Source organism: Ruegeria sp. AP11, assembly GCF_056535865.1.
Genome location: NZ_JBQFJB010000001.1, coordinates 1,724,979 through 1,743,854, shown reverse-complemented (window position 1 = coordinate 1,743,854; position 18,876 = coordinate 1,724,979). Strand labels below are relative to the sequence as shown.

The following is an 18,876-nucleotide window of genomic DNA, read 5'->3' as shown; positions in this document are numbered from 1 at the left end:
AGTCTCAGTCCGGCGCGGATCTGCTGGTCTTTAGGCGCGATGTTGATCCGTTGGGATCAGCGCAGAACTGGTATCTCCTGCTGTCCTGAGTTCATGGCGCGCGGACGCGGCCCACCGGTCGCCCAGTCCAAGAGCTCAACCGTATGCACCACAGGTGTCTCGGTACCGGAACCGATCTGCATCATGCAGCCGATATTCCCCGCCGCGATCACATCCGGTTTCTTCGCCTCAAGCGTGCGTATCTTGCGCTGTTTCAGTTGCGTCGAAATCTCGGGCTGCATCAGGTTATATGTCCCGGCACTGCCACAGCACAAATGGCTGTCAACAGGCTCTAACACAGTATATCCGGCTCGTTTCAGCAGTTCTTTTGGATGCGATTTGATCTGCTGGCCATGCTGAAGCGAACATGCCGCATGATAGGCGACCACCAGATCTCTGCCTGCCGACTGCGGCAGGTCGAGTTGTACCAACACCTCGCTGATATCCACCGCGATCTCTGAGACACGAGCGGCGTCCTGTGCCAGCGGGTCGTTGCGGAACATGTGGCCATAGTCTTTCACCGTCGTACCACACCCGGATGTGTTGATGACGATCGCGTCCAGCCCGCCCGCATCCATCTCATGCACCCAGGCGCGAATGTTGGCGGCGGCGGCGCGGTGGCTTTCGGTGGTCTTTCCCATGTGATGGGTCAACGCACCGCAGCAACCTGCCCCTTCGGCCACCACCACCTCACAGCCCAACCGGGTCAGCAACCGAATCGTGGCGTCATTGATATCGGTGTTCAGTGCCTTCTGCGCACAGCCGGTCATCAGCGCCACCCGCTTTTTCCGTGGGCCCTCTGGCGCAAAACTCTGCGGATTATCGTTGCGACTGACAGGAGGGATATGTTTCGGCGCCATCTCCAGCATCGCCCGCAACCGCGCGCCGGGCATCAGAAACCTGAGTGGACGGCCCAGTTTGGCCCCGATCAGGGCCCAACGAAACCGCATCGGATAAGGCAGAATACGCGCCAGTACCCAGCGCAGCATCTGATCTGTCAGTGGACGCTTGTAATTCGCTTCGATATATTCCCGGGCGTGATCAACCAGATGCATGTAATGCACCCCCGATGGGCAGGTGGTCATACAGGCCAGACAAGACAGGCACCGGTCGATATGCTTAACCGTTTTCTCATCCGGAACACGCGCATTCTCTAGCATGTCCTTGATCAGATAAATCCGCCCACGCGGACTATCCAATTCATCCCCCAACACCTGATAAGTCGGACAGGTTGCCGTGCAGAACCCGCAGTGCACGCAGCTGCGCAGGATCTCGTTTGATCGCTGGATGGCCGGATCCTGCAACTGCTTTTCGGTGAAAGTCGTCTGCATTGCCTACCCCATCAGCCCCGGATTGAACACGCCGCGTGGATCAAATCTAGCCCGAATTCCCTTTGTTAGAGCCGTAATAACTGCACCTTCTGGCTGGAACCGCCCCAGTCTTTCAAACGTCCCATGATCGGCGCGCACCAGCGTTGCATGGCCCGAAAACGCGCCCAACCGTTCTCTCAGATCGGTATCACTCGGTACGCGCACCCAGATCAGCCCGCCGCCCCAATCGAACAGCAACTGATCGGCTCCGATCCGGGCCGCAATCTGTGGCGCATCGCCGGGCTTGATGGACAAACGCCAGACATCCCCCGCTTTACCGTGAAACGCCTGAACATCGCGAATGGCACACCATATCGACACCGGATCAGCCTCTTCTGACACAGGTCCGAAATGGCCCAGCTTCGATGTCAGTCTTTCGGCCCGATAAGCGACCGAATCCGCAAAACCTTCGACCCTAATCAAGGCTTTTCCAGCATCCGGATCATAAGCTGCACCCGTTACCTCGAACGGAGACCTCAACGCAGCCGAGAGCACCCGCACCCCGGCTTCAGCATCCGTAACCGAGATCGACAAGGTCGCCACCCGATCCGGCTTGGGCAGCACTTTCAGAGAGACCTCGGTCAACACCCCCAAAGTGCCCCAGGATCCGGCCATCAACTTGACCAGATCATAGCCGGTGACGTTCTTCATCACCCGACCACCATTCTTGACCACCTGCCGAAGCCCGTCGACATAGCGCACACCAAGCAGAAAATCCCGACACGCCCCCGCCTGGATTCGACGAGGGCCTGAAACATTCGCCGCCACAACGCCGCCAATGGTCGGCGTGCCTTCGACGCCCAGCAACCCGCGATGATCCATCGGCTCGAAGGCCAGTTGCTGCCCTTCGGCATCCAATGCCGCCTCAACCTCGGCCAAAGGCGTTCCCGCCCGGGCCACAAGGGTCAAGGCACCGGGTTCGTACAGGGTAATGCCCCTCAGACCGGCAGTACTCAGCACAGGTGCCGCCCCGGTCACCCCACGCGTTCCACCGCCCACAATTCGCACCGGGCCGCTCAGCCCTGCCACCATCTCAGCCAGATCGGCCTCTGTCTCAGGTTTCATGCTCTTCATCTTTTCAAAAATACTCCGGGGGTGTCGCGTTTTACGCGACGGGGGCAGAGCCCCCTATTCCGCCGCTATCCGCCGTCCCTCGGACGTGTCCAAAGGAAAAACCTTCGCCGGGTTCAGCAACCACACGGGGTCGAACACATCCTTTACCGCCATCTGCGCCTCAAGATCGATCCGGGTATATTGATGGTGCATCAAATCACGCTTTTCGATCCCCACCCCGTGTTCCCCCGTCAGACATCCGCCCTCATCAACGCAGAGCTTCAGTATCTCGGCCCCGAAGGCCTCGCATTTCTCAAGATCACCGGGTTTGTTGGCGTCGAACAAAATCAGCGGGTGCATGTTCCCATCACCCGCATGAAAAACGTTGCCAACGGGCAGACCAAACTGCTCGCTCAATTCACCGATCCGGCGCAGAACCGCAGGCAGGGAAGAAACCGGGATGGTCCCGTCCAGACACATATAATCGTTCATCTGCCCCATGGCGCCGAAAGCCGATTTCCGTCCCAGCCAGATTTTTGCGCTTTCCTCGGCAGACTGGCTTTCACGCAGCTCGACCGGGTTGTGACGCCTGGCGATCTCGATAATCTTCGACAGCTGAAAATCTATCTCGGCTTCCGAGCCTTCAACCTCGACAATCAACAGCGCTTCGCAGTCGGGATATCCGGCATGGGCAAAGTTCTCGCAGGCCTGAATGCACAACCGATCCATGAATTCGATAGCCACCGGTAAAATGCCCGATTTGATAATGTCAGAGACACATTGACCGGCCACCGCGTTGTCATCGAACCCCATCAACACGGGTCGCGCGCCTTCGGGTTTGCGCAGGATGCGCAGGGTCGCTTCGGTCACGACACCCAACTGCCCTTCGGACCCGCAGATCACACCCAACAGATCAAGCCCACCCGCATCCAGATGTGCACCGCCGATCTCGACCACGCGGCCATCCATCATCACCATGGTCACGCCCAGCAGGTTGTTTGTGGTCACCCCGTATTTCAGACAATGCGCGCCGCCGGAATTCATTGCGATATTGCCCGCAATCGCGCAGGCGAGCTGCGAGGACGGATCGGGGGCATAGAAGAAATCCTCTTCCTCAACCGCGCCGGTGACGCTTAGATTGGTACGTCCGGTCTGCACCCTGATGAAGCGGTTGTCATAGTCCGTCTCCAGCACCTCATTCATGCGTGCAACGCCAAGGATCACGCAATCCGCCGTCGGCAAGGCTCCGCCCGCCAGCGAGGTGCCCGCACCGCGCGGCACCACCGGGACGCCTTCATCATGACAGATGCGCAGAATGTCCGAGACCTCCTGCGTTGAAGATGGCAACACGGCCAACATGGGCGGGCATCTATAAGCGGTCAGCGCGTCGCATTCATAGGCACGCGTTTCGACCTCATCATGAATGATTGCATCGGGGGGCAGGACCTGGCGCAACCGCGCCAGCACCGTGGTTTTGCGGGCAAGCACATCCGGATTTGGCTGGGGCATTTCCATGGCTGATCCTCCGTTTGGTAAAATATTATTACCAATTTCATGTGCTGGCAAGTATCATCCCCAAACGGCTGTTGCGCCCGAGCCTGCCACACACAGACGTGATACCAATGACAGCCGCCACACCGTACATTCAGGCCATGCGATATGTGATTCTCAGCGCCCTTCTGGCCTGCCCCGCCCTTGCCGACCCATCAATGATCGAACAGGTCCGGGCCACACCCAGCGGAGACAGCTGGCGTTTCGACGTCACCATCCGGCACCCCGACACAGGATGGGATCACTATGCCGATGGCTGGCGCGTGCTGGATATGGACGGCAACGAGCTGGGGATGCGCGTATTGCACCACCCGCATGAAACTGAGCAGCCGTTCACACGATCACTCTCGGGCGTTTCCATCCCCGATGGCGCTACGCAGGTGCAGATACAGGCGCGCTGCAATGTCGATGGCTGGGGGGACGAGACCACAATTGTCCCGCTGAACTAACGTTCAGAACACGCCCAACTGCAGCCCCGCACCCAGCGCCGCACCGATCTCGCGGCACTGGTTCAGTTGATCTTGCGGGATGGTTTTTTCGGCCAGAATAGCCTCGGGCGTTTGCGCACGGGTATTAACGATCAACGGTGGTTGAACCTCTTTCAGCCGCCAGCCGGTGGCGATGCGGGCAATCTGACGGGCGGCATTCTGGCCATCGGACCCGGCGCAGATCATCTGCGCATAGGGGCGACCTTCGATCCCACCCAGCACCGGATAATAACTGCGGTCAAAAAACTCTTTCATCAGACCCGAAATCGCCGCCAGATTCTCGGGTGCGCAGAAGATGTAGCCATCCGCCTTCAGCAGATCTTCAGGCCCGGCCTGATCAGCGAACTTCAGAACGACCTCCGCCTCATCACGTGCCGCGTCCGCAGCGGCCTCAGCCATTTGCCGGGCACCGCCGGTGCGCGAGTGATAGACGATCAGAAGCTGCGCCATGTCAGACCCGGTGATAAGGGCCGCCAGACAGGATGGTTGCGGCCCGGTATAACTGTTCCGCCAGCATCACACGAACCAGCATGTGCGGCCAGACCATTGCGCCAAATGAAAGCGAAAAGTCAGCCTCGGCGCGCAGATCAGGGTCTATTCCATCCGCGCCGCCAATGATCAGTGCCAAATCCTGCCGCCCGGCATCGCGCCAGCTACCCAGCTTCTGCGCGAAATCCGGCGAAGACATCACCCGCCCACGTTCATCCAACGTGCAAATCACCGCGCCCTTGGGCAGCGCCTTGCGCAGCAGCGCGGCCTCGGCCCCCATGCCGGCGTTTTTCTTGTCCTCAACCTCGATCACCCGCGCGGGACCAAGGCCCAGGCTACGGCCAGTCCGGTCAAACCGGGTCAGGTAATCGTCAAGCAGGGATTTCTCCGGTCCGGCACGCAATCGCCCGACCGCAACTATGCTGATACGCATATCTCTCTCGCCTCCGGCCCCTCAATACGGGCCGGGATGGCGCCTCAATTCGCCGAGGCGCTGCCGCCCTGAGGCAGCCACATCTTTTCCAGCTGATAGAATTCACGCACTTCGGGGCGGAAGATATGGACGATCACGTCGCCCGTATCGATCAGCACCCAGTCGCCGGCATCCTTGCCTTCGACCTTCGAGGTGAAACCGAATTCCTGCTTGATGCGATCCGTCAGCTTTTCCGCCATGGCCGAGACCTGACGGGTCGACCGACCCGAGGCAATCACCATGTGATCCGCAACAGAAGATTTGCCTTGCAGGTTGATCTGCACGACGTCTTCGGCCTTGTCATCGGAAAGTGAGGAAAGGATACGTTCAAGCAGCTTGTCGCTGATTGACTGAGAGTGGGCCATTACACCGGCCCCATCTTCGGCGGGCAAACCCGCCTGTGTATGTAGAGACAGGACATAGTCCTCCTTTGCTGCGCGCCGCCAAATCCCCGGCGCTGGGGTACTAATAAGGTAACAAGGGGAATGCAACATTTCAATGAACGGGCTGTTTCAGGTAGTGACGCAAGCTCACTCTTTGGCGAGCTGTTGCGCGTCTGCGTCGTCCGGCAGCAGGCGCACCTCGCGCTGCGGGAAGGGCAATTGAATACCTTCGGCCTGAAATGCGTCCCATAACGCGAGATAGACATTGCCCCGGATATTGGTCAGCCCCTTGGTCGGATCGCTGATCCAGAACCGCAACACATAATCCACGCTGCTGTCGCCAAAACCGGTGATGTGGCAGACGGGTTCATGGGATCCTCCGCTCAGCACCCGGCCAACCGTTTTCACGGCCCGGATCGCCGTGGCGCGTACCTTGTGCGGGTCATCGCCGTAGCTGGTGCCGAACTCCAGATCCAGCCGCACGAATTTGTCGGAATGCGACCAGTTCACCACCTGATTGGTGATCAGGTCTTCGTTCGGGATCAAGTATTCCCGTCCGTCCCGCGTCACCACCGAGACATAGCGCGCGCCCAGCGCATTGATCCAGCCGAAGGTGTCGCCTAGCGAGATCACATCGCCTGGCTTGATCGACCGGTCCATCAGGATGATGATGCCCGAGATCAGGTTCGACACCACTTTTTGCAGCCCGAACCCGATCCCCACACCAATTGCACCGGACAGCAGCGCAATGCCGGTCAGATCGAACCCAAGCGTACGGATTGCAGCCATGAAGACAGCACCATAGAGCAGCACCTGAATGCCCTTGGCCAGCAGCACCTGCATCGAGGGCGTGATGTCGTCATTGCTTTTCAACCCGCGTTCGGCCGCACGGGTGCCGACGCGGGCCAGTGTCAGCAGCACTCCGATCAGCAGAACAGCCTTGATGATCCCCAGTGCCGAGATGTGCAGATCACCGATAGAAATCGCCACCCCGTCCAGAAACCCGGCCACGTCATCGGTCAGAGCCAGGGCAATCAGCGTTGCATAGACCCACATCGACCACTTGAAGATCTGCCGCAGCGTCCGGTTGCGCACCAGCCGTGACACCAGCGCAATCGCCAGCCATGCGGCGGCAAGGGTGGCGAACACTCCGATAATGTAACTGCGCGAAGGCCATGTGAGGTGCTGCATCAGCAGATACAGGCCCCAGGACAGCAGCACGAAATAGACCAGGGTCAGGCGGCGCATCAGCTGGATCAGTGTCCGCAACCGCCATTTCGGCCAGCCGCTGCGCGCCCGGGCCCATGCCTCCCATCGGGATTGCGTCAGCAGCCGCAGCAGATAGGCCAGCACCCACAGAACCACGATGATGACCAGCTGGTACTGTCGCCAGCCCGGGGTCACAATCAGCTCGATCAGATTTTCAAACTGCGACGAAAACGCCGCCGTCATATTGGCATAAAGCTCGGAAAGCGTTTCCGGTAGCAGGTCCTGGTTCATGACTGTCAGCTTGGCCATCTGCGCGCATCGATGCAAGACCGCGCCTATTGAACCTTGATTGACGCGAAAGCCCGATATATCTGGAGCACATGAGACTCACCGTAGCCCAAATCCAGAATCTGGAAGACCGCGCGCGCCTGCGCGAACGGTTCTTTGGGGCGGCCCGCACGGTTCTGGCGCGCCTACCCGTCGCCTGAGCCAACTCGCCAGCTATTTCTCATCTACATACGGGGAGAGGACACATGTCCCCCAAAACACTCTATGACAAGATCTGGGATGCCCATGTCGCGCACGAAGCCGATGATGGCACCTGCCTTTTGTATATCGACCGCCATCTGGTGCACGAAGTGACTAGCCCGCAGGCGTTCGAAGGCCTGCGCATGGCGGGCCGCAAGGTGCGCGCGCCGGAAAAGACCATCGCCGTGCCGGACCACAACGTCCCCACCACGCCGGACCGCGTAAACGGGATCGAAAACCCGGAATCGCGCATTCAGGTCGAAGCGCTGGACAAAAACGCCAAGGATTTCGGCATTCACTACTATCCCGTGCATGACGTCCGTCAGGGCATCGTCCACATCGTCGGCCCGGAACAGGGCTGGACCCTGCCTGGCATGACCGTTGTCTGCGGCGACAGCCACACCGCCACCCACGGCGCGTTTGGCGCACTGGCCCACGGCATTGGTACGTCTGAGGTCGAGCATGTTCTGGCCACGCAGACCCTGATCCAGAAGAAATCCAAGAACATGAAGGTGGAAATCACCGGCAAATTGCAGCCGGGCGTGACCGCCAAGGACATCACTCTGGCCGTGATCGGTGAGACCGGCACCGCCGGCGGCACCGGCTATGTCATCGAATATTGCGGCGAAGCGATCCGCGATCTGTCGATGGAAGGCCGCATGACTGTCTGCAACATGGCGATCGAAGGCGGCGCCCGTGCGGGCCTGATCGCGCCGGACGAAACCACCTTTGAATATGTCAAAGGCCGCCCCCACGCCCCGAAAGGCGCGCAATGGGAAGCGGCCATGGACTGGTGGAAAACGCTCTACACCGACGAAGGTGCGCATTACGACAAGATCATCACCCTGCGCGGCGAAGACATCGCCCCGGTCGTCACCTGGGGCACCAGCCCCGAGGACGTGCTGCCGATCACCGCAACCGTTCCGCACCCCGAAGATTTCGAAGGCGGCAAGGTCGATGCCGCCCGCCGGTCTATCGAATACATGGGTCTGGAAGCCGGTCAAAAGCTGAGCGATGTTGAAATCGACACGGTCTTTATCGGATCCTGCACCAACGGCCGTATCGAGGACCTGCGCGCCGCGGCCGAGATCCTGAAAGGCAAGAGGATCAAGGACGGGATGCGCGCCATGGTCGTGCCCGGCTCGGGTCTGGTCCGCGCTCAGGCCGAAGAAGAAGGTCTGGCGGATATCTTCAAAGAGGCCGGTTTCGAATGGCGTCTGGCGGGATGTTCGATGTGTCTGGCGATGAACCCCGACCAGTTGCAACCGGGCGAGCGCTGTGCCGCGACCTCGAACCGCAACTTTGAAGGCCGTCAGGGACGTGGCGGGCGCACCCATCTGCTGAGCCCCGCGATGGCTGCCGCTGCGGCAATCACGGGACGGCTGACAGACGTTCGCGAACTGATGTAAGGTGTCCTCATATCTAGATATTTGAGGGATTGAAAACATGAGTGACTGGATCAAATGGCTTTTGCTGGGGCTTCTGTCCATAGCGTTTGGCATCTTTGTGCTGGGCGCGCCAGCAGTGGCGTCAATTGCCGTGACCGTCGTGACAGGCGTGTTGCTGCTGATCTCGGGCGCGTTGCAAGTCGTCGGCGGGTTTACCGTTGAAGGCCTCGGCAACAAGATCCTCTCACTCATCATGGGTGCGGTGATGCTGTTCCTGGGCTGGTCCTTTCTGGATCACCCGCTGCAGGGCACGCTGACGCTGGCTACCGTGATGCTGATCCTGTTCATGGCCGGCGGCATTGCCCGGGTCATCCTGTCGTTCCAGATGAAGGGCACACAGTATTTCTGGGCGACACTGATCTCGGGGATTATGTCGATCGTTCTGGCGATCCTGATCTGGCGCTTTGCGGCCACGGACCCTGCCGTGCTGCTTCAATTGCTGGGCATCCTGCTGGGCATCGAGATGCTGTTCAACGGGCTTGGATTGGTCTTCATGGCGTTCTTTGTCAGGAACGCACCCAAAGACGAAACAAAAGAGGCTTAATCGCGGGGCATGGGCGCGACCCTCTCCCGCAGGAGTGTAGACATGGAAAAGTTCGAAAAAGTCCACGGGGTGGCCGCCCCGATGCCGCTGATCAATATCGACACCGATATGATCATTCCCAAAGTCCACCTGAAAACCATCAAACGGTCTGGCCTTGGTGTCGTGCTGTTTGACGAGATGCGCTATCACGATGACGGGCAGGAGAATGAAGAGTTCGTCCTGAACAAACCCGCCTATCGCCAAACTGAGATTCTGGTGGCCGGCGACAATTTCGGCTGCGGCTCGTCGCGCGAACACGCACCATGGGCGATCAAGGATTTCGGCATCAAGGTTGTGATCTCGACCAGCTTTGCCGACATCTTCTTCAACAACTGCTTCAAGAACGGCATCCTGCCCATCGTGGTCGAAGAAGAACATCACGCGATCCTGATGGATGACGCGCATAAAGGTGAAAACGCCCGCATGACCGTGCATCTGGAGGATCAGAAGATCACTACTTCAGATGGCGTCGAGATCGCGTTCGACATCGATCCGCACCGCAAACACTGCCTGCTGAACGGTCTGGACGATATCGGCCTGACGATGGAAAAAGACCACCACATCGACAAATTCGAGGACCACGCGAGCCAGGCACGCCCCTGGGTGTGATTCTGTGGAGAATCTGTGGATACTCAACCTGACGGGGTCGCAAGAGCGGCCCCGTTCGCATTCTTGGGGTTGCAAATCCCGAAACTACCACATATAGGTCTCATTTTGAGATACACGTCGGATTTGCGTCAAAAATGATGCAATCCCGCACCAGTTGCGCCATCATTTTGCCCGAAATTGCGTGTTTTCTGCACATCGGCTTGAGCGAAATACCGCTTATCGTCAATCTTTGCGATAACGAGGTAACCGTCATCAAACGAACGGTGAGCACAAGTTGGAAGTGAAGCCGACTTCAGATCGGCCACTCTGGTTTGAAAAAAGGGTTCGGATTGTGATTGCACGCACAACAGGAGCGGCGATACGTGGGATATTGGTAGCACTGATGGTGCTCACCCCCGCGTTGTATCTGCCAGCTTCGACGACAAATGGGACAGAGATTGTCGTATTTCTCGCCATTCTGGCGTTCCTGTTGACGTTTTCCGAATACAATTCCGCCTTTCCCAGCTTTATCGAATTCCGCGATGCACCGCCGGTGAACCGTTTGCGGTTTGTGGGCTTGGTCTCGATGGTCACGTTCCTGACGATGATCTGCAAAAACGTCTATGCGCCGACTCAGACCACCAGCCTGTTCTATTCGACCGGCCTGATGGTCGCGAATGTGGCGGATTTTCCTTATTCGCCGGTACGCCTTGTCGTTCTGATGCTGCCCAGCAATGCCAGCCAGCCGTTGATCGAACTTGTGCGCATTTCCGCCAGCATCGCCTATGTCGCCGCTTTGGTGACGATTGGCAGTTTTGTCTATGCGGTCAAACTGCGGGGCTGGCCCACTGGTAACGGCGCGTTCAATGTCTGGACCAACCTGCCGCTGTTCGATCCGACCAAGGGCGGAGATGTCGTCACCCGCCTGCAGCGCGACGGGCGGCTGAACATCACCATCGGGGCGCTGTTGCCGTTCCTGATCCCGGCGTTGATCAAATTTCTGGCCACCTTTGCAACGCCGATTGCGCTCAGCAATCCCCAGACACTGATCTGGACGCTCTGCGCCTGGGCTTTCCTGCCCGCAAGCATGATCATGCGCGGCATCGCGACACTGCGAATCGCCGGGCTGATCGTCGAAAAACGCCGCGCCTATTCCACATCCGAGGCCACGCAGATCGCATGATCCGCGCCCTTTTGGTGCTACTTCTGCTGCCCTTCGCGGCGCAGGCAGAGACATTACGCGTCGCCACCTATAACGCAGACCTCAGCCGCGATGGGCCGGGCCTTTTGCTGCGTGATATCCGACGTGGCGATCCGCAGGTTGATGCGGTGATCGCTGTGCTGACGGCAACGCGACCTGACATTGTGGCGTTGCAAGGGGTCGACTGGGATCTGGAAAGGCTCGCTCTGTCCGCGTTTCAGCAGGCGCTGAGCGATGCGGGGCTGGACCTCGACCACAGCTTTTCAGCACAACCCAATTCCGGGGTCGAAACTACAGTCGATCTGAATGGAGATGGCAAAACGGGCGGGTCGGGCGATGCACAGGGCTGGGGCCGGTTCACGGGTCAAAGCGGCTTGGCCGTGTTGTCACGCTATCCCATCGCGACGGATCAGGTTCAATCTTACACCTCCCTGCTGTGGCGCGACCTTCCGGGCGCAACCCTGCCCAGCGCCGAAGGCGCGCCATATCCTTCCAAGGAAGCGCAGGCCATTCAACGTCTTTCTTACACCGCACATTGGATCGTTCCGATCGACACTCCGAACGGTCGCCTAGACCTGATGACTTTTCATGCCAGCCCGCCGGTCTTTGACGGCCCGGAAGACCGCAACGGGCTGCGCAACAGGGACGAGATTCGATTCTGGTCGCTGCTGATGGACAAGGAATTGGGGCCTGCCCCGGCCAACCGGTTCGTCATTGCAGGGGATGCAAATCTCGACCCGGATCGCAGCGAAGGGCACAGGCAGGCCATCCGGGACCTTCTTGCGCACCCGCAGCTGCAGGATCCAATACCCACAGATGCGGAAGGGTCTGCGGCAACGGTTCACTGGAAAGGCGTGAGCGAGATGCGGGTCGATTACGTACTGCCCTCGGCGGACTGGCAGGTTCAGGATGCGGGCGTGTACTGGCCGCCGGCTCCGGAACGGACTATTGCGGAGACGGCCAGCCGCCATCGACTGGTTTGGGTCGATCTGCTGGACGAATAACTGCCCCACGATCCACAGAGGTCGCTACGTCCGAAGGGGCGCGCCATCCGCATCTGTGATTCGCTGAAAGGCCTTTTCCGGAATGGCGGTTTGCAACGCTGCGCCTAGATCGGTCTGTGCAAATCCCGGCAACAAAGCTTCAAAACGCGCGCCATCCAGACGATGTGGCGTGTTCCACAAATACCGCATTTCAAGCAGATGCGGTGCCAGCCGCCAGGCCGGGCGGGCCAGTTGCAGCGGCCACCACGCCATCTGCCGCAACTCAAGCTCTCGCCCGGTGACCTGCGACAGCGCCTGTACCAGATCATTGCCCGTCAGCGTGTACCCGGCGAACGGAATGTCACTGTATCGCGGTAGTTCCGCGCGCTTCTCGGCCAGGGCTACGGCGGCACGCGTCAGGTCAGGCAGATAGGCCCAGGCGTGCGGAGCATCCGGGTCGCCGGGATAGACGAAACGATCACGGTGCAGGTGCCTGATCATCACCTGATCAAACCAATTCCCCGACGCAGTGGTGTCGATGAAATCCCCCGCTCGCAGCAGGATCACTTGCGCCGATGAGGCCCGGTAGGCGGCCTCCATCTCGACCCGAATGCGCCCCAGTGGATTGCGGGCCAGATGCGGCGTCTCAGCCGACCAAGGGCCGGGCGCGCCCGGGCCGAAGACATAGACATTGCCCGGCACGATCACCGTCGCCCCGCTGTTTTCCGCTGCTGCAATCACCTTGCGGTGCAACACCGGCACCGTGCGCGCCCAGTCCGGATAGGCCGGGTTCCAGGCGTAAACAATGACGTCCGCGTCACGCGCCGCAGTCTCCAGATTGTCCGAGGCGCGGCAGAAGCGGCGTACCGCCCAGCCCGCATCGAAAAGCGCGGTTGCCGCGTTGCGGCCAAATCGCCCCGAGGCCCCAAGGATAAGTGCTGTCTGTTGCATCTGTCCCTCCTGTTGGCCTCAATTTATTCATTCGCACGCATTGATGAATTGCCAATAAACACAGATGATGTATTCATTTTTGAATGGGAAATTCCTTGCAACTTTCCGACTGGTCCCTGATTCAAAGTTTTCTGGCGGTGGCCGAAACCGGGTCTCTTTCTGCTGCCGCGCGGCAGTTGGGGCGCAGTCAACCGACGCTCGGGCGGCAGGTACACGCGCTTGAGGAAGAGCTTGGCGTGCCGCTGTTCGACCGTCATGCGCGTGGATTGACGCTCAGCGAGGTAGGGCAACAGGTGCTGCCGATGGCGCAGCAGATGTACAGCGCGGTCAACGCGCTTGGGCTCACCGCCGCCGGGCAGGCGCAGCAGCTTGAGGGGTCGGTCAGGATTACCGCCTCGGTCTTTGTGTCTCATCATCTGCTGCCGCCAATTTTGGCCACGATCCGTCAGGCAGAGCCCGCAATTCAGCTTGAACTGGTTGCATCGGACGCCAGCGAGAACCTGCTGTTTCGCGAGGCCGACATCGCCGTGCGCATGTACAGGCCCGAACAGGTCGACATCGTGGCCAAACATATCGGAGAGGTCCCGCTGTGTTTCTGCGCCGCCCGATCCTATCTGGACCGTGCCGGCCGCCCGACCAGCCCGGCGGAGTTGATGCAGCACGATCTGGTGGGGTTTGACAGCAACCCGGACATCATCACCGCCATGCGCAACAAGGGCTGGCCTGCCAGCCGTGACAGCTTTGCCACCCGCTGCGACAACCAGACCGCCTATTGGGAGCTGATCCGCGCGGGCTGCGGTGTCGGATTCAGCCAGCTCAGTATCGCGCAGTCCGACCCGGATGTTGAAGTGCTGGATATTGAAGCCGAGATACCGGTGCTGCCGGTCTGGCTGGCGGCCCCGCAGGCCATGCGTCAGACCCCGCGCATCCGCAGGGTCTGGGATATGTTGGCTGATGGCTTGAAGGCTAGATTGTGAAACCCGCTACAGCGCGCCCGTGTAGGTCCCGCGCGCTGGGTAATCATTGGCGAGGGTGAATTTCAAACCGCCGACAATGTCCGACATAGCGGGCCGCGCAAAGGGCGTGGTCTGCTGCCACACGTAGTACACGGTCTGATCGGGCTTAATGTAGAAATGCCCCGGCTCGGCGAACAGTGCGGGCTCGGCGCTGCCTTCCCGCGCCACCGAAATATCCAGCCCCCAGCTGTCGCGCGCATCGGCCATGGGCAGGCCATAACCCACGCGCAAATTCGAGACCCTGGCTTTCTCGACTGCCTCAGCAGCACGGTCGCCGGTATCCGTGGTGATCATGATCACCTCGACCCCCAGTTCGGCAAAATCATCCAGCGCGGCTTCGACCTCGCTCATCTGGCGAATGCAGATCGGGCAATGCAGGCCACGATACTGAATCACCAGCGTTCCGTTTTCACCCGTGTCGCGCTCAAGATCAAAGCTGCCATGGGCCACGGTTTCGATTTTCAGTGATGGGGCCGGGTTTCCGGGTGTCAGCATGTCTTTTCCTTAGATTTAGGCGGGATCGTCTCATTGACCCGATGCGCCGCAAACGCTAGGGCCTGTGCGACAAAACGCAAGGAGACTGTCGATGTCCAACCCCTCGCTCCTCATCCTGCCCGGAGACGGAATTGGCCCGGAAGTTATGGCCGAAGTGCGCAAAATCATCGATTGGTTCGGCACCAATCGCGGCCTTCACTTTGACGTGAGCGAGGATCTGGTGGGCGGTGCGGCCTATGATGCCCACGGCAAGCCCCTGTCGGACGAGACCATGGCCAAGGCGCAAGAGGTCGACGCGGTTCTGCTGGGTGCGGTTGGCGGCCCGAAATACGACGATCTGGATTTCAGCCTCAAGCCCGAGCGCGGGCTGCTGCGCCTGCGCAAGGAAATGGACCTGTATTCCAACCTGCGCCCCGCGCAGTGCTTTGACGCGCTGGCCGATTTCTCGTCGCTGAAAAAGGACATCGTTGCCGGTCTGGATATCATGATCGTGCGCGAGCTGACCTCGGGCGTCTATTTCGGCGAGCCGCGCGGCATCTTCGAGGAAGGCAACGAACGCGTCGGCATCAACACCCAGCGTTACACTGAATCCGAGATCGAACGCGCCGCGCGCTCGGCCTTTGAACTGGCGATGCGCCGGAACAAGAAGCTGTGCTCGATGGAAAAGGCCAACGTGATGGAATCGGGCATCCTGTGGCGCGAAGTTGTCGAGCGGGTGGCCAAGGACTATCCCGAGGTTGAGCTGTCGCACATGTATGCCGACAACGGTGCGATGCAGCTGGTACGTGCACCCAAGCAATTCGATGTTATCCTGACCGACAACCTGTTCGGCGACATTCTGTCGGACTGTGCCGCGATGCTGACCGGTTCGCTGGGGATGCTGCCGTCTGCCTCTTTGGGTGCACCGATGGCCAATGGCCGCCCCAAGGCGATGTACGAACCCGTCCATGGCTCGGCCCCCGATATCACGGGCCAGGGTAAGGCTAACCCGATTGCCTGTATCCTCAGCTTCGCCATGGCGCTACGCTACAGCTTTGATCAGGGTGCCGAGGCAGATCGTCTGGAAGCGGCGATCGAGAAGGTTCTGGCCGATGGTGTCCGCACCGGTGATCTGCTGGCCGACGAAGGTGTGCAGCCGGTGTCGACCTCGGAAATGGGCGACGCGATTGTCGCCGCACTGGACGCCAGCGTCTGAGACAAAAAAGGCGGTGTCGGGTGCACCGCCTTTTTCTTTGATCCCTCAGTTCCCGAAAATGTTGTTCAGCAGGTTGTTGATCGCATTTTCAAAGTTGTTGCTTTTGCGGCGCTGCTTTCTGGGCTGTTCCGTTCGCACCGGCGGATCGGGTGCCAGCATCGGCAACGGGGTGGGCGTCATCCCTTCGGTCACGCGCGCCATGGTTTCCTGCCAGATTTCCGCAGGCAACCCGCCTCCGGTGACGCCAGACAGGGGGGTGTTGTCGTCATACCCCATCCAGACACCGGTCACATAATCCGCCGTGAATCCGATGAACCACGCATCCCGTGCGGCCTGAGTCGTTCCGGTCTTGCCCGCCACCTGCCAGCCCGGCAGTTGCGCGCGCGCACCGGTGCCTTCCGACACCACACGCTCCATCATCCAGGTCAGCTGCTTTGCGGCCTTGTCGTTGATCACCCGTTCACCAATGCCGGTGGTTGTCACCATCACCGGCTCGGTTTCGCCCAGCAGCTTCAGCTCGGTCAGGCCATACGGTTCCACCGACGAGCCACCATTCAGAATACCCGCATAAGCGCCGGTCATCTCGATCAGCGTGCTTTCCGACGCGCCCAGCGCCAGTGCCGGACCCTGCGCCAGATCGCTGGTGATGCCAAAACCGCTGGCCACGGTGCGGACGTTTTCCAGCCCCGAAATCTCGGCCACCTTCACGGCGGGGATATTCAGCGAGTTCTTCAACGCATCCGCCAACGTCACCCGGCCATAGAACTTGTTTGTGTAGTTTTTGGGGCACCACCGGCCCGAACCGGGGATGTCCACGCAATAGGGTTCGTCCATCACCGTATCCAGTGGTGAATACCCAAGCTCCAGCGCGGTGGCGTAGACGAAGGGTTTGAATGACGATCCGGTCTGCCGCAATGCCTGCGTGGCCCGGTTGAACGCACCCGACACACGAGTCTTGCGCCCGCCGACCATGGCGCGCACCGCCCCATCTGCAGACATCACCACAATCGCTGCCTGCGCCTTTGATCCTTCGCGCACCTTTTCCTGAAAGATGAACTGCAGGGCCTCTTCCGCCGATTTCTGCAATCGTTGATCCAGCGTCGTGCGGATCACCACATCCTCGGTGGTGTTGCGGGTAAAGAACTCGGGTCCACTGGCCATGACCCAATCGGCAAAATACCCACCTGCACGCGCCGCAGCAGCCTCGGACAGCTCGGCAGGGCGGCTGCGCGCTTCGCTGGCCTGCGCCTGGCTCAGATAGCCCTGATCTTCCATAAGACCGACAACCAGCCGCGCCCGATCCTGCGAACGTTGCAAATTGTTGGTGGGCGCATAGCGCGTCGGAGCGACAAGAAGTCCGGCCAGCATGGCGGCCTCGGACGGGCTGATCTCGGCCGCCGAAATACCGAAATACCGCTGGCTGGCCGCTTCGAACCCGCGTGCACCTGCACCCAGGAATGCGCGGTTCAGATAGATGGTCAGGATCTCGTCCTTGGAGTATTTCACCTCCATCGCAATGGCGTAGACGGCCTCTTTGGCCTTGCGCCACAGCGACCCCTGTCGGCAATCCGCCTCATACGCGGCCTCGGACTCCCACGCGGTTGGATCAAAGGGCACGCCCAGACATAGCAGTTTCGCCGTCTGCTGCGTGATGGTCGAGCCGCCATGGCCCGACAGCGGTCCGCGCCCTTCGCTGAGGTTGATGCGTACGGCGCTGGCCACACCGCGCGGGCTGACGCCGAAATGACGATAGAACCGTTTGTCCTCGGTCGCGATCACCGCGTTCCTGAGATGGGGCGATACTGTATCCGCCGTGATCACCCCACCGAACTGATCCCCGCGCCAGGCAAAGACCTTGCCATCGCGATCCAGCAGGGTCACCGATCCCTTTGCCCGCCCATCCAGCAGTGCATCGACCTCGGGCAATGAGCTGTAGACGACGCCAACCGCCAGCGCCAGAAGCAGGCCCGCAATTGCGCCCACGCGCCAGGTGATTCCCCAGAACAGGCGCCAGATCCAGCGGAACAGGCGGCGGAAAATGCCTCCGCCCTTGCCACCGGAACTGCGACGCGTTTTCTTGCGTGCCGTCCGGCGCGTCGCTGTCTTGCGCGCGGTTGATTTCTTGCCCGCCGGCTTCGCAGCCCGCTTGGTTGCCGAGGGCTTGCGGCCCTTGGACGGGTATCTCTTATCCGCGACCAATGTCGGTTTGCGGCGCTTGGACTCAGTCATGCTCAAACTCTGCCCGTTTATGCTTTTGCGGCACCATACCCCGGCTGCACGGCCATGTAGAGGTGTGAAATTCCGGTATTTCCCCTCTCAAGCCTGCCCATAATTTCACCAAACGCCGTGAATTGTGCAAAAAATGTGCAATATTTCCAATTTTCCCCACCCCTTCACCCTCGGAAAGCGTTCCCTAAAGCCTCAGGTCGCGCATTTTTCTGCAGGTGCGAAATACCGGCCCGTCCGGGAAATCAGAGGGGAAAGACGTGAAACTGATCATTGCAACAATCAAGCCGTTCAAGCTTGAGGAGGTGCGCGAGGCACTGACCGAGGCCGGCGTGCGCGGCATGATGGTGACCGAGATCAAGGGCTTCGGCTCGCAATCGGGACACACGGAAATTTATCGTGGGGCCGAATATGCGGTGAACTTCGTGCCCAAGATCAAGCTTGAGATCGTGGTGCCCGCCACGATGGCCGACCAGATCGTCGAGACCATCACCACAACCGCCAAGACCGGCAAGATCGGTGACGGCAAGGTTTTCGTCCTCGATGTCGAGCAGGCAATGCGCGTGCGCACCGGGGAAACCAACGAAGAGGCGCTTTAAGCGCGCCCA

The 18,876-nt window shown here is 60.0% G+C and carries 21 protein-coding genes; 10 read left to right on the top strand and 11 right to left on the bottom strand.

All coding sequences use genetic code 11. From position 1 onward, the window contains the following. Window positions 1-56 precede the first annotated feature (56 nt). From glcF to ACR3E4_RS08890, 3 genes are all read right to left on the bottom strand, one after another. Window positions 57-1,370: a glycolate oxidase subunit GlcF gene (glcF, locus tag ACR3E4_RS08900; RefSeq protein WP_480535400.1), complete on the bottom strand. Its 1,314-nt coding sequence runs from the start codon at window positions 1,368-1,370 to the stop codon at window positions 57-59. 3 nt (window positions 1,371-1,373) lie between these two features. Next, window positions 1,374-2,474, bottom strand: coding sequence for an FAD-binding protein (locus ACR3E4_RS08895; protein ID WP_480535401.1), 1,101 nt, complete (start codon window positions 2,472-2,474; stop codon window positions 1,374-1,376). A gap of 63 nt (window positions 2,475-2,537) precedes the next feature. Beyond that, window positions 2,538-3,977 carry an FAD-linked oxidase C-terminal domain-containing protein gene (locus ACR3E4_RS08890; protein ID WP_480535402.1) on the bottom strand — a complete coding sequence of 480 codons (1,440 nt, stop codon included), beginning with the start codon at window positions 3,975-3,977 and terminating at the stop codon, window positions 2,538-2,540. 107 nt (window positions 3,978-4,084) lie between these two features. On the opposite strand from ACR3E4_RS08890, the gene ACR3E4_RS08885 reads away from it, so the two are divergent. After that, window positions 4,085-4,462 (top strand): hypothetical protein, encoded by a 378-nt coding sequence (locus ACR3E4_RS08885; RefSeq protein WP_480535404.1) that lies wholly within the window; start codon window positions 4,085-4,087, stop codon window positions 4,460-4,462. Window positions 4,463-4,465: 3 nt separating this feature from the next. Here ACR3E4_RS08885 and ACR3E4_RS08880 read toward each other — a convergent pair whose 3' ends face one another. From ACR3E4_RS08880 to ACR3E4_RS08865, 4 genes are all read right to left on the bottom strand, one after another. Further along, a complete protein-coding gene (locus ACR3E4_RS08880; RefSeq protein ID WP_480535405.1) occupies window positions 4,466-4,951 on the bottom strand; it encodes a flavodoxin family protein in 486 nt (161 codons plus the stop codon). A gap of 1 nt (window position 4,952) precedes the next feature. Then, window positions 4,953-5,423: a 23S rRNA (pseudouridine(1915)-N(3))-methyltransferase RlmH gene (rlmH, locus tag ACR3E4_RS08875; RefSeq protein ID WP_480535407.1), complete on the bottom strand. Its 471-nt coding sequence runs from the start codon at window positions 5,421-5,423 to the stop codon at window positions 4,953-4,955. A 44-nt stretch (window positions 5,424-5,467) separates the two neighbouring features. Next, the gene (rsfS, locus tag ACR3E4_RS08870) at window positions 5,468-5,827 is read right to left on the bottom strand and encodes a ribosome silencing factor (protein ID WP_058276550.1); all 360 of its coding nucleotides are present in this window, start codon (window positions 5,825-5,827) and stop codon (window positions 5,468-5,470) included. A 165-nt stretch (window positions 5,828-5,992) separates the two neighbouring features. After that, window positions 5,993-7,363 (bottom strand): mechanosensitive ion channel family protein, encoded by a 1,371-nt coding sequence (locus ACR3E4_RS08865; protein ID WP_480535409.1) that lies wholly within the window; start codon window positions 7,361-7,363, stop codon window positions 5,993-5,995. Between the two features lie 71 nt (window positions 7,364-7,434). On the opposite strand from ACR3E4_RS08865, the gene ACR3E4_RS08860 reads away from it, so the two are divergent. The 4 genes from ACR3E4_RS08860 to leuD are packed head-to-tail and all read left to right on the top strand — an operon-like array spanning window position 7,435 to window position 10,222. Continuing rightward, the gene (locus ACR3E4_RS08860) at window positions 7,435-7,542 is read left to right on the top strand and encodes an isopropylmalate isomerase (protein ID WP_480535410.1); all 108 of its coding nucleotides are present in this window, start codon (window positions 7,435-7,437) and stop codon (window positions 7,540-7,542) included. A 45-nt stretch (window positions 7,543-7,587) separates the two neighbouring features. Next, window positions 7,588-8,991: a 3-isopropylmalate dehydratase large subunit gene (leuC, locus tag ACR3E4_RS08855; RefSeq protein ID WP_480535411.1), complete on the top strand. Its 1,404-nt coding sequence runs from the start codon at window positions 7,588-7,590 to the stop codon at window positions 8,989-8,991. Between the two features lie 37 nt (window positions 8,992-9,028). Continuing rightward, window positions 9,029-9,574 carry an HdeD family acid-resistance protein gene (locus ACR3E4_RS08850; protein WP_480535413.1) on the top strand — a complete coding sequence of 182 codons (546 nt, stop codon included), beginning with the start codon at window positions 9,029-9,031 and terminating at the stop codon, window positions 9,572-9,574. 42 nt (window positions 9,575-9,616) lie between these two features. Further along, entirely contained in the window at window positions 9,617-10,222 is a 606-nt protein-coding gene (leuD, locus tag ACR3E4_RS08845; protein WP_480535415.1) for a 3-isopropylmalate dehydratase small subunit, read from the top strand. 128 nt (window positions 10,223-10,350) lie between these two features. Here the strand turns inward: leuD and ACR3E4_RS08840 are convergent, their stop codons facing one another. Beyond that, on the bottom strand, window positions 10,351-10,527 hold the full coding sequence (locus tag ACR3E4_RS08840) for a hypothetical protein (RefSeq protein WP_480567075.1): 177 nt from the start codon (window positions 10,525-10,527) through the stop codon (window positions 10,351-10,353). Window positions 10,528-10,604: 77 nt separating this feature from the next. Here ACR3E4_RS08840 and ACR3E4_RS08835 point away from each other — a divergent pair, with 77 nt between their 5' ends. Together ACR3E4_RS08835 and ACR3E4_RS08830 are read left to right on the top strand one after the other, a co-directional pair. Then, a complete protein-coding gene (locus ACR3E4_RS08835; protein ID WP_480535417.1) occupies window positions 10,605-11,384 on the top strand; it encodes a hypothetical protein in 780 nt (259 codons plus the stop codon). After that, a complete protein-coding gene (locus tag ACR3E4_RS08830; RefSeq protein ID WP_480535418.1) occupies window positions 11,381-12,406 on the top strand; it encodes an endonuclease/exonuclease/phosphatase family protein in 1,026 nt (341 codons plus the stop codon). The genes ACR3E4_RS08835 and ACR3E4_RS08830 overlap by 4 nt, the downstream gene beginning before the upstream one ends. Window positions 12,407-12,430: 24 nt before the next feature. Here the strand turns inward: ACR3E4_RS08830 and ACR3E4_RS08825 are convergent, their stop codons facing one another. Beyond that, complete coding sequence (locus tag ACR3E4_RS08825) at window positions 12,431-13,336, bottom strand: Rossmann-fold NAD(P)-binding domain-containing protein (RefSeq protein ID WP_480535419.1); 906 nt, start codon at window positions 13,334-13,336, stop codon at window positions 12,431-12,433. Between the two features lie 83 nt (window positions 13,337-13,419). Here ACR3E4_RS08825 and ACR3E4_RS08820 point away from each other — a divergent pair, with 83 nt between their 5' ends. Next, window positions 13,420-14,313 (top strand): LysR family transcriptional regulator, encoded by an 894-nt coding sequence (locus ACR3E4_RS08820; RefSeq protein WP_480535421.1) that lies wholly within the window; start codon window positions 13,420-13,422, stop codon window positions 14,311-14,313. Between the two features lie 6 nt (window positions 14,314-14,319). Here the strand turns inward: ACR3E4_RS08820 and ACR3E4_RS08815 are convergent, their stop codons facing one another. After that, the gene (locus tag ACR3E4_RS08815) at window positions 14,320-14,847 is read right to left on the bottom strand and encodes a redoxin domain-containing protein (protein ID WP_480535422.1); all 528 of its coding nucleotides are present in this window, start codon (window positions 14,845-14,847) and stop codon (window positions 14,320-14,322) included. A 91-nt stretch (window positions 14,848-14,938) separates the two neighbouring features. Between ACR3E4_RS08815 and leuB the strand changes: the two genes are divergently transcribed. Beyond that, entirely contained in the window at window positions 14,939-16,042 is a 1,104-nt protein-coding gene (gene leuB / locus ACR3E4_RS08810; RefSeq protein ID WP_480535424.1) for a 3-isopropylmalate dehydrogenase, read from the top strand. 45 nt (window positions 16,043-16,087) lie between these two features. On the opposite strand, the gene ACR3E4_RS08805 is transcribed toward leuB, so the two are convergent. Further along, window positions 16,088-18,271, bottom strand: a complete 2,184-nt coding sequence (locus ACR3E4_RS08805) for a transglycosylase domain-containing protein (protein ID WP_480535425.1) — start codon at window positions 18,269-18,271, stop codon at window positions 16,088-16,090. A gap of 257 nt (window positions 18,272-18,528) precedes the next feature. On the opposite strand from ACR3E4_RS08805, the gene ACR3E4_RS08800 reads away from it, so the two are divergent. Next, a complete protein-coding gene (locus ACR3E4_RS08800; RefSeq protein WP_480535427.1) occupies window positions 18,529-18,867 on the top strand; it encodes a P-II family nitrogen regulator in 339 nt (112 codons plus the stop codon). The last annotated feature ends 9 nt before the right edge of the window (window positions 18,868-18,876 follow it).